The sequence below is a fragment of the Delftia sp. CH05 genome (assembly GCF_009827015.1).
GTDB lineage: Bacteria > Pseudomonadota > Gammaproteobacteria > Burkholderiales > Burkholderiaceae_C > Comamonas > Comamonas tsuruhatensis.
Genome location: NZ_WUMG01000018.1, coordinates 38960 through 51560 on the forward strand (window position 1 = coordinate 38960; position 12601 = coordinate 51560).

12 protein-coding genes are annotated in these 12601 nt (G+C 67.7%); 1 reads left to right on the forward strand and 11 read right to left on the reverse strand.

Translation table 11 applies throughout. The annotated features are described in order from the left end of the window. Positions 1–42: 42 nt before the first annotated feature. The 4 genes from GRX31_RS15780 to rpiB form a co-directional block, all read right to left on the reverse strand. Complete coding sequence (locus GRX31_RS15780) at positions 43–807, reverse strand: GolD/DthD family dehydrogenase (protein ID WP_160853537.1); 765 nt, start codon at positions 805–807, stop codon at positions 43–45. Then, the gene (locus tag GRX31_RS15785) at positions 804–1859 is read right to left on the reverse strand and encodes a substrate-binding domain-containing protein (protein WP_160853539.1); all 1056 of its coding nucleotides are present in this window, start codon (positions 1857–1859) and stop codon (positions 804–806) included. The genes GRX31_RS15780 and GRX31_RS15785 overlap by 4 nt, the downstream gene beginning before the upstream one ends. Before the next feature lie 62 nt (positions 1860–1921). Then, positions 1922–3424, reverse strand: coding sequence for a sugar ABC transporter ATP-binding protein (locus GRX31_RS15790; protein ID WP_160853542.1), 1503 nt, complete (start codon positions 3422–3424; stop codon positions 1922–1924). Between the two features lie 2 nt (positions 3425–3426). Further along, positions 3427–3900, reverse strand: coding sequence for a ribose 5-phosphate isomerase B (rpiB, locus tag GRX31_RS15795; protein ID WP_012206383.1), 474 nt, complete (start codon positions 3898–3900; stop codon positions 3427–3429). A 294-nt stretch (positions 3901–4194) separates the two neighbouring features. Between rpiB and dhaL the strand changes: the two genes are divergently transcribed. Continuing rightward, positions 4195–5991 carry a dihydroxyacetone kinase subunit DhaL gene (gene dhaL / locus GRX31_RS15800; protein ID WP_160853544.1) on the forward strand — a complete coding sequence of 599 codons (1797 nt, stop codon included), beginning with the start codon at positions 4195–4197 and terminating at the stop codon, positions 5989–5991. 3 nt (positions 5992–5994) lie between these two features. On the opposite strand, the gene GRX31_RS15805 is transcribed toward dhaL, so the two are convergent. The 7 genes from GRX31_RS15805 to GRX31_RS15835 all read right to left on the reverse strand — a co-directional run bounded on the left by GRX31_RS15805 (position 5995) and on the right by GRX31_RS15835 (position 12574). Beyond that, the gene (locus GRX31_RS15805; protein WP_016453280.1) at positions 5995–6501 is read right to left on the reverse strand and encodes a disulfide bond formation protein B; all 507 of its coding nucleotides are present in this window, start codon (positions 6499–6501) and stop codon (positions 5995–5997) included. A 98-nt stretch (positions 6502–6599) separates the two neighbouring features. Beyond that, on the reverse strand, positions 6600–7727 hold the full coding sequence (locus GRX31_RS15810) for a sulfate/molybdate ABC transporter ATP-binding protein (RefSeq protein ID WP_016448258.1): 1128 nt from the start codon (positions 7725–7727) through the stop codon (positions 6600–6602). 32 nt (positions 7728–7759) lie between these two features. Next, positions 7760–8758, reverse strand: a complete 999-nt coding sequence (gene cysW / locus GRX31_RS15815; protein ID WP_061287734.1) for a sulfate ABC transporter permease subunit CysW — start codon at positions 8756–8758, stop codon at positions 7760–7762. A gap of 1 nt (position 8759) precedes the next feature. Beyond that, positions 8760–9665, reverse strand: a complete 906-nt coding sequence (cysT, locus tag GRX31_RS15820) for a sulfate ABC transporter permease subunit CysT (protein ID WP_160853546.1) — start codon at positions 9663–9665, stop codon at positions 8760–8762. 74 nt (positions 9666–9739) lie between these two features. Then, the gene (locus GRX31_RS15825) at positions 9740–10741 is read right to left on the reverse strand and encodes a sulfate ABC transporter substrate-binding protein (protein ID WP_026062880.1); all 1002 of its coding nucleotides are present in this window, start codon (positions 10739–10741) and stop codon (positions 9740–9742) included. A gap of 157 nt (positions 10742–10898) precedes the next feature. Continuing rightward, positions 10899–11534, reverse strand: coding sequence for an RBBP9/YdeN family alpha/beta hydrolase (locus GRX31_RS15830; protein WP_016448261.1), 636 nt, complete (start codon positions 11532–11534; stop codon positions 10899–10901). A gap of 110 nt (positions 11535–11644) precedes the next feature. Further along, positions 11645–12574 carry a LysR family transcriptional regulator gene (locus GRX31_RS15835; protein WP_017407342.1) on the reverse strand — a complete coding sequence of 310 codons (930 nt, stop codon included), beginning with the start codon at positions 12572–12574 and terminating at the stop codon, positions 11645–11647. Positions 12575–12601: the final 27 nt, after the last annotated feature.

A 12601-nucleotide genomic window follows, 5' to 3' on the forward strand; every position in this document is an offset into this window, starting at 1 on the left:
CTCCCGCGTTGATGGAAGAAAGGCGTGGGGCCGGCAGGCCGCTCACTGGATGGAGTAGCCCCCGTCGATGACGATGTTCTCGCCCGTCAGCATGCCGGCGTGCGTACCGGCCAGGAACACGGCCAGCCGCGCCACCTCCTCGGGCTGCGCAAAGCGGCCCGTGGGGATGAGTGCCCGCATGGCCTCCCCCACCTGCCCGGCCCAGGCCTTGCGGCCCAGCGGCGTGTCCACCACGGTCGGCGAGATGGCGTTGACGGTGATGCCGTCGGACGCCCACTCCAGCGCCAGCACGCGCGTCAGTCCCACCAGGCCCGCCTTGCTGGCGCAATAGGCGGCATGGCGCCGGAGCGCGACCACGCTGGCCTGCGAGGCCAGGTTGATGATGCGTCCGTGGCGCTGGCGGCGCATGGCCGGTGCCACCGCCTGGGCCAGCAGCAGCGGCGCCGTGAGGTTGACGGCCAGCGTGCGCTCCCACGCGGCCTCGCTGATTTCGCCGGCCGGCTCCAGCAGCGCCACGCCGGCGCTGTTGACCAGGATGTCGATGCGGCCCGTGGCCTCCAGCACCGTGGCCACCGCCTGCTCCACGCCCTCGGGCCTGGTCACATCCACCGCCAGCGCCAGGTGGCGCCTGGGCTCCGCCAGGCTGGCAGCGGCCACGTCCAGTGCCTGCCGCTCCAGGTCCAGCAGGACGACACGCGCACCGCCTTGGGCGAGCTGCCGGGCAATCGCCAGGCCGATGCCGCCCGCGCCGCCGGTGACCAGGGCCGTGCGGCCGTCGAAGTCCCGCTCCAGGCCGGCGGCGCTCATTTGCGCACCTTCTGCAAGAAGGCGTCGGCATTGGCGGGCACGATGGCGGTCCAGGGCACCTCGTAGGATTTGGCCGTGCCATCGCCCCAGGGCATGGCCTGGGCATACTCGCTCCATACCACCGAGCGCGGCCGGTAGGACGGGCCGACTAGCTGGCGCAGCAGCACATCCAGCGCGCCCTGCGCCTGGGCCTGGGCATCCTGGAAATTGGTGGTCATCTCGCCGCGCTTGACGGCCGTGATGGCGGCGGCCACACCGTCCACACCCACCACCGGGATGGTCTTGATATCGATGCCCTTGGTCTTGATGGCCTGCACCGCGCCCAGGGCCTCGTCGTCGTTCTGGGCGATCACGCCCTGGATCTGGCCCGGGAATGCGGTCAGCCAGTTCTCCATCAGTCCCATGGACTCGGCGCGCGACCAGTTGGCGGTCTTGCGCGCCAGCACCTTCACGTCCTTGTGGCGGGCCAGCACCTCGTCATTGCCGCGCGCCCGCTCGATCTGTGCCGACTGGCCTATGGGCCCCTCGATGACGACGATATTGCCCTTGCCGCCGATGGCCTTCATCAATGCCTCGGCCTGCATGCGGCCGGCCACCACATCGTCATTGCCCACGTAGGAGGTCAGCACATCGCCCTGCACGCGCGTGTTGGAGCCCACCACGGGAATGCCGGCCTTCACCGCCTTCTGCACGGGCGCCGCGCCCGCCTTGAGGTCGATGGGCACGAAGAGGATGCCGTCGTACTTCTGCGTGATCATGGTGTCGAACTGGTTGCTCTGCGTCAGCGCGTCGTAGTTGCCGTCGAACACGGTGATCTGCACCGTGCCGTCCTTCACGGCCGGATGCGCCTTCAGCTCCTTGGTCCACATCTGCATGAACTCGCCCTTGAGCCCATAGACGGCCGCGCCTATGCGGTAGGGCTTGGCCGGTGCGGGTACTGGTGCTGGTGCCGACAGCGGGGCCGGAGCCTGGGCCCGGACCTGCGCTGCGGCCAGGAACAGCCCGCCGGCAAGCGCGGCTGCAAGCACGGTGGTGAGGCGGAAAAACGGCATGGTCATGTCTCCTGTGTGTTGTGAAAGGCAAGGGGAAAACGCAGCACGGGCATCGCCCGGGCTCAGGACGCGAGGTGCATCAGCGCCTCCTGCGTGATGCCGTGGCCGGCCACCACGCGGTCAAGCCGGCCTTTGCGGAAGATGGCGATGCGGTCGCTCAGCTCCAGCAGTTCCGGCGCCTCGGAGGACACCACCACCACGGCATGGCCCTGCGCGGCCAGCGAGGCCAGGAAGGCGTACACCTCGCGCTTGGCGCCTTCGTCGATGCCGCGCGTGGGCTCGTCGCACAGCAGGCAGACGGGGTTGGTGGCCATGCAGCGGGCCAGCACCACCTTCTGCTGGTTGCCGCCGCTCAGGCCCGACACCGGCATGGCCGGGCTGGCCAGCTTCACGCGCAGGCGCTGCAGCAGACCGCCCACCAGCACGCGCTCTGCCGCGCCATCCACCACCCCGGCGCGCTGCAGGTCCGTCAGTGCGGGCAAGCTGGTGTTGAAGCGCACCGAGGAGCTCATCACCAGCCCCGTGGCCTTGCGGTCCTCGGTCACCAGGGCCAGACCCGCCTTGATCGACGCCGCCGGATTGCCGCGCGGCAGGGGCCGTCCGCCCAGGCTCGCCTGCCCCTGGTCGGCGCGCGTGAGGCCGTACAGGCAGTTGAGGAATTCGCTGCGGCCCGATCCCATCAGTCCGTAGATGCCCAGCACCTCGCCGGGGGCGACGTCCAGGCTGATGTCCTCGAACTCGCCCCGGCGCGTGAGCCCCTGCACCGACAGCAGCGGCTCACCCGGCGCCGCAGCCCTGCGCTCGCTGGCGGCAGCGCGGACCTCCCGGCCCACGATGAGCTTCACCAGCTGCCGCCGGTCGATATCGGCCAGCGCGCCGGTCTGCACGAAGCCGCCATCGCGGAACACCGTGTAGCTGTCGGCAATGGTGAAGATCTCTGTCAGGCGGTGCGACACGTAGAGGATGCCGGCGCCCTGCGCGGTCACGCGGCGTATCGCGTCGAAGAGGATGGCGGTCTCGCTTTCGCCAATGGCCGAGGTGGGCTCGTCCATGATGATCAGCTCGCTTTGCCGGCTCAGGGCGCGGGCGATCTCCACCAGCTGGGTCTGCGCCAGGCTCAGGCGGCCCATCTGCGCACGCGGATCGATATCGAAGCCCAGCTGCCTGAGCAGCGCATCCGCCTGCTCCAGCAGCGCGGCATGGCGGACCACTACGCCGGCGCGCCGGGGCTCGCGGCCCAGGAAGATGTTCTCGGCCACGCTCATGCCCGGAATGGGCGACAGCTCCTGCGTGATGATGGACAGGCGGTGCGCCAGCGCCTCGTGCGGCGTGGCGAAATCCACCGGCCGGCCCTTGAGCAATATCTCGCCGGCATCGCGCCGCAACAAGCCCATCACGATGTTCAGGAAGGTGGACTTGCCTGCGCCATTGCCGCCGCACAGCGCGTGCACGCTGCCCGCCTGCAGCTCAAGGCAGCCGTTGCGCAGCGCAGGCACGCCCCCGAAGCTCTTGGCCACGCCGCGCGCCTGCAGCAGTGCGGTGCCGGTGCGGGTGCCGGTGTCCATGGTCACGCGCCCTGCCCGCGCCCGGCCGCGGCGGCCTGCGAGCGTTCGAAGCCGGTGATGGCATCCACCTTCAGGGCCGAGCTGCCGCCATCGAAGCGCGATGCGAGGAAGCGGTCCACGATGGCCTTGGCCAGCTCCACCCCGATCACGCGCGAGCCCAGCGTGATGATCTGCGCGTCGTTGCTGCGGCTGGCGCGCTCGGCCGAATAGGTGTCATGGGCCTGCGCGGCGCGGATGCCCGCCACCTTGTTGGCGGCAATGGCCATGCCGATGCCCGTGCCGCACAGGAGAACGCCGCGCTCATGGCGGCCCTGGACGATGGCCTGCGCCACCGCGATGCCGATGTCGGGGTAGAGCACCGGCTCGCCGTCGTGCGTGCCGAAGTCGGCCACTTCGTGGCCCTGGGCCAGCAGATGCTGCTTCACGGCGTTCTTGAGGTCGCAGGCGGCTTCGTCGCAGCCGATGGCCAGCTTCATGGCATCCCCTTCATTACAAAAGACCATCACATGATCATTTGATCAATGTTTTTTGAGAGTCTTCTCAATCGGAGAGCAGTTGTCAAACAACGATAGCTATGTGAATCGGCAAGATGAATACGTAACCTGTTGAATTTTCTACAAAATCCGTCAAATCCTATCGTTTTCCCTTGGCTATTGAATAGCCAAAAGGCATTGACACGCCAATTTCAACAAAACAAAAATGACCACTCAATGATCATATGAACGGTCTTCGGCACACCCGCCGGGACCGCACCTGGAGGAGACAAAGGCATGACGACCAACCGCGTGATCAACGACCCCGACCGGGTGGTGGAGGACATGCTCCAGGGATGGATCGCCGCCCATGGCGACACCCTGCGCATCGACGCCGGCAATGCCCGCGTCGTGCGCCTGCATGGCGCGCCACGCAGGGGCAAGGTGGGCATCGTGACGGGCGGCGGGTCGGGGCACGAGCCGGCCTTTCTGGGCTATGTGGGCGCAGGCCTGTGCGACGCCGCCGCCGTGGGCGAGGTCTTCTCGTCCCCCACGGCCAGAAGCTTCTACGACGCCATGCGCGCGGCCGATGGCGGCGCCGGCGTGGCCTGCCTGTATGGCAACTACGCAGGCGACAACATGAATGTGGCCATGGCCGTGCAGATGGCGACAGCCGAAGGCATGGCGGTCAGGACCGTGGTGGCCAACGACGACGTGCCTTCTGCCACGCGGGGCGACGAGGCCAGCCGCCGCGGCGTGGCCGGCGAGATCCTGATGTGGAAGGTGGCGGGCGCCCGGGCAGCCATGGGCGCCAGCCTCGACGAAGTGATCGCCCTCGCCCGGCACGCCATGGCCCGCACGCGCAGCATCGGCATCGGCCTGTCGGCATGCACCATTCCCGCCGTGGGCAAGGCCAATTTCCATATCGAGCGCGGCAGCATGGAGGTGGGCATAGGCCACCATGGCGAGCCCGGCATGTCCGTGCACCGCACGGCCACGGCGGCCGATATGGCCGAGCGCATGCTGGACACCCTGCTGCCCGACCTGCCCTTCTGCCCGGGCGACCGCGTGGCCGTGCTGCTGTCCGGCCTGGGCGCCACGCCGCTGATGGAGCAGTACATCCTCTATAGCGAGGTCGCCCGGCGCCTGCAAGAACGCGGCATGCAGGTGGCCTTCCGGCTCGTGGGCAATCTCTTCACCTCGCTGGAGATGATGGGCATCACGCTCACGCTGATGCAGCTGGACGACGAGCTGCTGGCCTGCCTCAACGCGCCCTGCCAGTCAGTCGCCCTCACCGTGGCCGGCGGGCTGCCGCCCCAGCCGCAGGAGGCCATTCCAACGCCGCCCTCTGTTCCGGCAAGGACGCCGGCACAGGCCCAGGAACAGGCACAAACCGCCCGTCCCCAAGCCGCAAGGCGCACCAGCGAAGGGCCGGCCATCGCGCTTGATGACGCGGGCAGCATCGTGCGCGAGCTGATCACGGCCATCGTCGGCCACCGGGAGTTCCTGAGCGAGATCGACGGCCTGATCGGCGATGGCGATCACGGCATCAACATGGCCAAGGGCTTTTCCGGCTGCGGCGCACGGCTCGATGCCATGGACGCCGGCCAGGCGGCGCAGCTGCCTGCGGCGCTGCAGCAGCTGTCCCAGGCCTTGATGGACGATATCGGCGGCTCCATGGGCCCGCTGTACGGCAGCTTCTTCCAAGGCTTCGCCGATGTTCTTGGGCCGGAGCAGGAGATGGATGCCGCCCTGTTCGGCCAGGCGCTGGCGCGGGCCGTCGCCGATGTGCAGGGGATGGGCAAGGCCCGGGTGGGCGACAAGACCCTCATCGATACGCTGGCCCCGGCCCTGCAGGCCTACCGGCAATCGCTGCAGGCCGGCGCCGGTTTCCGCGAGGCGCTGCAGGCCATGGAGGCCGCGGCCGAGGCAGGCAAGGAATCCACGCGCCACCTGCAGGCCCGCATCGGGCGCTCGGCCCGGCTGGGGCCGCGCTCCATCGGCGTGCTGGACGCGGGCGCCACGTCCTGCTGGCTGATTCTGAGCACCCTGGCGCAGTCGCTGCAGCGGCGACTGGCGCAAGCCTCAGCCTAGGGCTCAGCGCCTGCGGGCAGCGCCGCGCACCAGCAGCACCAAGACGGCCACGCTCATGATGGCGAAGCAGATGAAGGACCAGTTGGCGATGGAGCCGCCCAGGAAGCTCCAGTCCACGGCAACGCAGTCACCCGAGCCACGGAAGATCATGGGCACGGCACGGCTGATGGAGTAGTTCTCGATCATTCCGTAGAAGTCGCGGCCGCAGGTGGCGAACTCGGGCGGATACCACTGCAGCCAGCTCTGGCGCGCGGCGACGAAGGCGCCAAAGCCTGCGGCGACCAGCGCCGCGATGCCCCAACCCATCAGCCAGCCGCGCCCGCCGCGTGCGCTGCCCAGGCCCGCGAAGATGGCCACGCCGATCAGCGCGTAGCGCTGCACGATGCACATCGGGCAGGGCTCCAGCCCGACCACATGCTGCAGATACATGCCGAAGGCCAGCATGGCCACGCAGGCCAGGCTGATGAGCGCCAGGATGCGGCGCGGAGCGTTGTCAAACCATTGAAGCATTCTTGTCTTTCGTCACCCGGTTGAATGAAATCAGGGCTGCGGCGCCGGCCCGGCGCTGCAGCCCTGTTCAGCGGGTGCAGGAAACCGTTGCCGCGCCGTCAGATGCCAGCCGCCTCGTCCAGGAACACCTTGGCGCGGCGCGGTGTCACCACCAGGGTTTCCCCCTCGCGCAGCGCCATGTCCCTGAACTGCTGCGCAGGAATCTGCGCCTCGATCAGGCCACCCTCTTCGGCATTGTCCGTGCTTTCGGTGCTCTCCGATGGAATAAGTTCCAGGCGCGCAATGGGCCCCACGACGATGGCGCGGGCCAGCTGCACGACGATGCCCGTGGGCCGTCCCTGGACGTCCAGGTTCTGTCCTGGCGAGTAGCGCTCCACCTCCAGATCGTGCGGGCGCACATAGGCGAAGGCCTTGCTGTCGCTGGCGCCCTTGGCATCGTGGCTGTCCAGCTGGGTGCCGTCGTCCAGGTAGACACGGCCATCGCTGGCACGGCCCTTGAACAGGTTGACATCGCCCAGGAAGCCGTAGACGAAGGGCGTGGCCGGGTTGTCCCAGACCTGCTGGGGCGTGCCTTCCTGCTCGATGCGGCCCTGGTTGATGACGACCACGCGGTCGGCCACTTCCAGTGCCTCTTCCTGGTCGTGGGTCACGAAGATGGAGGTCACATGCAGCTCGTCATGCAGGTGGCGCAACCAGCGGCGCAACTCCTTGCGCACCTTGGCATCCAGCGCGCCGAAGGGCTCGTCGAGCAGCAGCACCTTGGGCTCCACCGCCAGGGCGCGGGCCAGCGCGATGCGCTGGCGCTGGCCACCCGACAGCTGGGACGGAAAGCGGTCCGCGATCCAGTCAAGCTGCACCAGCTTGAGCAGGCTCATCACCTTGTCGCGGATCTGGGCTTCGCTGGGGCGCTGGCTGCGGGGCTTCACGCGCAGGCCGAAGGCCACGTTCTCGAACACCGTCATGTGGCGGAACAGCGCGTAGTGCTGGAACACGAATCCCACGTTGCGCTCGCGCACATGGACGTCGGTCGTGTCCTCGCCGCTGAAGTGGATGCTGCCCACGTCGGGCGTCTCCAGCCCCGCGATGATGCGCAGCAGCGTGGTCTTGCCGCAGCCCGAGGGGCCGAGCAGCGCGATGAGTTCGCCGGACTGGATGTCCAGGCTCACATCGCGCAGGGCCTGGAAATCGCCGAACTGCTTGCTGACGTTGCGTATTTCAATGCTCATGGTCTTGCTCTTTTCTGGTCGGGGCGCGGGCCTCAGGACACCTGCGGCACACGGGATGCCTGGGAAGCCGGCGTGGGGCGCTCGGGAGGCAGCTCGGCTGCGGCCTTGGCCTGGTGCTCGGCACGCCACTCGGCCACCGACTTGATGACCAGGGTCACCAGGGCCAGCAGAGCCAGCAGCGATGCGGCAGCGAAGGCGGCAACGGACTGGTACTCGTTGTAGAGGATCTCCACATGCAGCGGAATGGTGTTGGTCTGGCCACGGATGTGGCCCGAGACCACCGACACCGCGCCGAACTCGCCCATGGCGCGCGCATTGCACAAAATCACGCCGTACAGCAGGCCCCACTTGATGTTGGGCACGGTGACCTTCCAGAAGGTCTGCCAGCCCGTGGCGCCCAGCACGATGGCGGCCTGCTCCTCGTCGCTGCCCTGCGCCTGCATCAGCGGGATCAGCTCGCGCGCGATGAAGGGGAAGGTCACGAAGATGGTGGCCAGCACGATGCCGGGCACGGCGAAGATGATCTTGATGTCATGCTCGGCCAGCCAGGGGCCGAACCAGCCATGGGCACCGAACACCAGCACGTACATCAGGCCCGCCACCACGGGCGAGATCGAGAACGGCAGGTCAATCAGCGTGATCAGAAAGGCCTTGCCCCGGAACTCGAACTTGGCGATGCACCAGGCCGCCGCCACGCCGAACACCAGGTTCACCGGCACGGCGATCAGCGCCGTGATCAGGGTCAGCTTGATGGCCGACCAGGCATCGGGCTCCTGCAGGCCGGCGACATAGGCATCCCAGCCCTTGCGCAGCGCCTCGGTGAACACGGCCGCCAGTGGCAGCACGAGGAACAGGCCGATGAAGGTCAGCGCAATGCCCGTGAGAATCCAGCGCACGGCGCGCGGCTCGGTGGTGGAGAGCTTTTCACGCCGGCCCTTCGGGGGCGCCGTGAGCCTGTACAGCACCAGCACGGCGACCAGCACCGCGCCAATGATCTTGAGAAGCAATGCTTCCTGTGGAGACAACGCCATCTCAAGCCCCTCCCGAATGCTTGCGCTGCCATGCCTGCAGCGCGTTGATGACCAGCAGCATCACGAAGGAGAACAGCAGCATCACCACGGCCACGGCCGTGGCGCCTGCGTAGTCGTATTGCTCCAGCTTGCCGATGATGATCAGCGGTGTGATCTCGGAAATCATGGGCATGTTGCCCGCGATGAAGATGACCGAGCCGTACTCGCCGATGGCGCGCGCGAAGGCCATGGCAAAGCCCGTGAGCAGCGCGGGCGTGATGGCCGGCAGGATCACCTTGTAGAAGATCTGCCAGCGCGAGGCGCCCAGGCTGGTGGCGGCCTCCTCCAGCTCCTTCTCCGAATCCTCCAGCACAGGCTGCACCGTGCGCACAACGAAAGGCAGGCCGATGAAGATCAGCGCAATCACCACGCCGTTCGGATTGAAGGCCAGCTGGATGCCGTAGGGCTCCAGGTACTGGCCCACCCAGCCATTGCCGGCCAGCAAGGCAGTCAGCGAAATGCCGGCCACGGCCGTGGGCAGGGCAAAGGGCAGATCGACGAGCGCATCGACGATCTTCTTGCCCGGAAACTTGTAGCGCACCAGCACCCAGGCGATCAGCAGGCCGAACACCAGGTTCACGCAGGCCGCCGCGAACGAGGCGCCAAACGTCAGCCGGTACGAGGCCAGCACGCGCGGCGAGGCCACGGCCTCCCAGAACTGGGGCCAGGTGAGCAAGAAGGTCTTGAACAGCAGTGCCGACAGCGGGATCAGCACGATCAGGCTCAGATAAAACAGCGTATAGCCCAAGGTCAGCCCGAAGCCGGGCAAAACGCGCTTGGCGCCGCGCCCCTTGCGCGCCGCACCGGACGGTGCGGGCACAGGAGCGTCGGCGCCAGGCCTTGGGCTGGTCGGAACGGCAGACACCATGTTGGATTCCAAATCAGCCAGTGTGGGGAGGGGGCCTCAGGCGGACTTCGCCGCCTTCATGCCTGCTTGCGTGCTTACTTGCCGGGGACGTAGATCTTGTCGAACTGTCCGCCGTCGTTGAAGTGCACCTTCTGGGCTTCGGACAGCGAGCCGAAGTACTTCGCCACGGTGAACTGCTTGATGGGCTTGAACACGTCGGCGTGCTTCTTGAGCACGGCCTCGGAGCGGGGGCGCAGCGCGTGCTGTGCGGCGATTTCCTGGGCTTCGTCGGAGTACAGCCAGGCCAGGTAGTCGTGCGCCAGCTGGCCCGTGCCCTTCTTGGCCACGGTGCGCTCGACCACGGCCACGGGGTTCTCGGCCACGATGGACACCGAGGGATGGACGGCATCGACCTTGCCCTTGCCGAATTCGCGCTCCACGGAAACCACTTCGGACTCGAACGTGATCAGCACGTCGCCGATGTTGCGTTGCAGGAAGATGCTGGTCGCATCGCGACCGCCCTTGCCCAGCACGGGCACGTTCTTGTAGAGCTGCTGCACGAACTCGGCCGCCTGCGCATCGGTGCCGCCCTTCTCGCGCACCGAGCCCCAGGCCGCCAGGTAGGCGTAGCGGCCATTGCCGCCCGTCTTGGGATTGACCACCACGACCTTCACGTCGGGACGGGTCAGATCGCTCCAGTCCTTGATGTTCTTGGGGTTGCCGTTGCGCACCAGGAACAGCATGGTCGAGGTGGTGGGCGATGCGTCATTGGGGAATTTCTTGGCCCAGTCCTTGGCGACCACGCCGCTGTCGGCCAGGAACTGCACGTCGGTCGTGGTGTTGAAGGTCACCACATCGGCAGCCAGGCCGTCGTTGACGGCGCGCGCCTGGGCGCTGGAGCCGCCGTGCGACTGGTCCACCTTGATGTCCACGCCCTTGGTCTTCTTGTAGTGGGCGACGAAGGCGGCGTTGTAGTCCTTGTAGAACTCGCGCGCCACGTCGTAGGAGACGTTGAGCAGCTGGTTCTGCGCCGATACGGTTCCTGCGGCGGCCAGCGCCAGGGTGGCCAACAAAGTCTTGAGCTTCAAAGAATGCATGGTTCGCTGCCTTTTATTAGTGGACATCTCTGCGGTGGATTCACAGACAGTCACATTGTGCGAACGCTGGCTTAAAACTCAAAAGAATATATTTTTGTTTGTTAATGGCCTGCTTCCATATAAGAAGCCTGGCCCACCGTCTTCGCCAGCCGCCACCTCACAGCCCGGCGGCCCAGGGGGCGCCCGCGCCTGCCGGCACCGCTGCCCGTGCACCGGCAACGCGCGGCGCACGCACGGCAGGCCGGGGTTGCGCGGGCTGCCAGCTGTCACCCTGCATCAACGACTGCAGCAGCGCCAAGCCCAGGGGCCAGTCGCCGAAACCCGATTCGACATTGATGTGCCCCGCGTTCTGCAGCCGCACGAACTCGCTTCCCCAGGCCCGCGCATAGGCGCCGGCCCGGCGGATCGGACAGTAGGGATCGTTGCTGCTGGCCACCAGCACGCTGCGGTAGGGCAGCGGCGCATAGGGCACGGGCGCAAAGTCGGCCAGCTGGGCGCGGCGCTCGGGATCGGCCGGCGCCACCAGCAGCGCACCCTGCACGCGGGCGCTGGCCTCGGGCCCCATGTGCGCGGCCGTGATGCAGCCCAGGCTGTGGGCGGCCAGCACCACGGGCTCGGGCCGGGACAGCACCAGTTGCTCCAGCGCGGCCACCCAGGGATCGCGGTGCGGCACGAGCCAGTCGTCCTGCTCCACCCGCTCGGCATGCGGCAGCTGCTGTGCCCACAGGCTTTGCCAGTGGTCAGGGCCGGAGTTGCGCCAGCCGGGCACGATGATGATGCGGTGGGGATTCATGGGTTCTCCTGGACTGTCCATTGCTGGACATGGGCCCCGATTGTGGAGAACGCCGCCGACGATCCCAACGAACGATTTGTTGTTTTCTTATGGCATGGCGGGGTGCAGCCTCAGCGCACCACCGGCTCGCGCGTGGCGTGGCTGTTGCGCCCCGGCACGGTCTCTCCCAGGAAGTCCAGGAAATGCCGCACGGCCGGCGCCAGGCCGCGCCGCGAGGGGAAGACCGCATGCACGATGCCCTGCGGCGGCTCCCAGCCCGGCAGCAGATGGACCAGCCGGCCTTCGGCCAGTTCCTCATGGCACATGTAGTCGGGCAGCCAGCACATGCCGCTGCCGGCCAGCGCCGCGAATTTCAGCGTCAGCAGGTCATCCACCACATAGCGCGGCTGCAGCTGCAGGCGTTGCTCGCGGCCTTCGGGGCCGACCAGCAGCAGGCTGGACTGGCCATCCACCGCCGACATGGACATGCTGTCCAGGTGCTGCAGGTCGGCCAGTGCACGCGGCGTGCCCTGGCGCTCCAGCAGCTCCGGGCTGGCCACGAGGATCTGGCGCGCCACATCCAGCCGCTTGACGACCATGGAGCCGCTGTCCTCCAGGCTGGGGCGCACGCGCAGCGCCACGTCGATGCCCTCCTCCACCAGGTTCACGGGCCGGTTGGTCACCTGCATTTCCACATGCACCAGCGGGCAACGCTGCAGGAACTGGGGCATGAGCTCGCCCAGCACGGTCTGGGCCAGGGTGACGGGACAGCTCACGCGGATGGTGCCGCGCGGCTCGGTCTGCACCTCGGCCACGGTGTCGGCGGCGGCCAGGGCCGCATCGCGCATGGCCTGGCAATGGCGCAGATAGGCCTCGCCCACCTGGGTCAGCGAGAGCTTGCGCGTGGTGCGCTGCAGCAGGCGCACTCCGAGCCGGGCCTCCAGCTCCGCCACGCGCCGCGACAGCCTGGACTTGGGTATGCCCAGCGCCCGCCCGGCAGAGGCGAAGCCGCCGCGCTCCACGACCTCGGCGAAGTACAGCATGTCGTTGAGATCCATCATGTCGCTCGTCCCTCCCTGTGCTCATTG

What these genes read in the sequence shown, in the direction of transcription:
- GRX31_RS15780 (WP_160853537.1), bottom strand. Translation starts at nt 807, where the DNA reads ATGAGCGCCGCCGGCCTGGAGCGGGACTTCGACGGCCGCACGGCCCTG.
- GRX31_RS15785 (WP_160853539.1), bottom strand. Translation starts at nt 1,859, where the DNA reads ATGCCGTTTTTCCGCCTCACCACCGTGCTTGCAGCCGCGCTTGCCGGC.
- GRX31_RS15790 (WP_160853542.1), bottom strand. Translation starts at nt 3,424, where the DNA reads ATGGACACCGGCACCCGCACCGGCACCGCACTGCTGCAGGCGCGCGGC.
- rpiB (WP_012206383.1), bottom strand. Translation starts at nt 3,900, where the DNA reads ATGAAGCTGGCCATCGGCTGCGACGAAGCCGCCTGCGACCTCAAGAAC.
- dhaL (WP_160853544.1), top strand. Translation starts at nt 4,195, where the DNA reads ATGACGACCAACCGCGTGATCAACGACCCCGACCGGGTGGTGGAGGAC.
- GRX31_RS15805 (WP_016453280.1), bottom strand. Translation starts at nt 6,501, where the DNA reads ATGCTTCAATGGTTTGACAACGCTCCGCGCCGCATCCTGGCGCTCATC.
- GRX31_RS15810 (WP_016448258.1), bottom strand. Translation starts at nt 7,727, where the DNA reads ATGAGCATTGAAATACGCAACGTCAGCAAGCAGTTCGGCGATTTCCAG.
- cysW (WP_061287734.1), bottom strand. Translation starts at nt 8,758, where the DNA reads ATGGCGTTGTCTCCACAGGAAGCATTGCTTCTCAAGATCATTGGCGCG.
- cysT (WP_160853546.1), bottom strand. Translation starts at nt 9,665, where the DNA reads ATGGTGTCTGCCGTTCCGACCAGCCCAAGGCCTGGCGCCGACGCTCCT.
- GRX31_RS15825 (WP_026062880.1), bottom strand. Translation starts at nt 10,741, where the DNA reads ATGCATTCTTTGAAGCTCAAGACTTTGTTGGCCACCCTGGCGCTGGCC.
- GRX31_RS15830 (WP_016448261.1), bottom strand. Translation starts at nt 11,534, where the DNA reads ATGAATCCCCACCGCATCATCATCGTGCCCGGCTGGCGCAACTCCGGC.
- GRX31_RS15835 (WP_017407342.1), bottom strand. Translation starts at nt 12,574, where the DNA reads ATGATGGATCTCAACGACATGCTGTACTTCGCCGAGGTCGTGGAGCGC.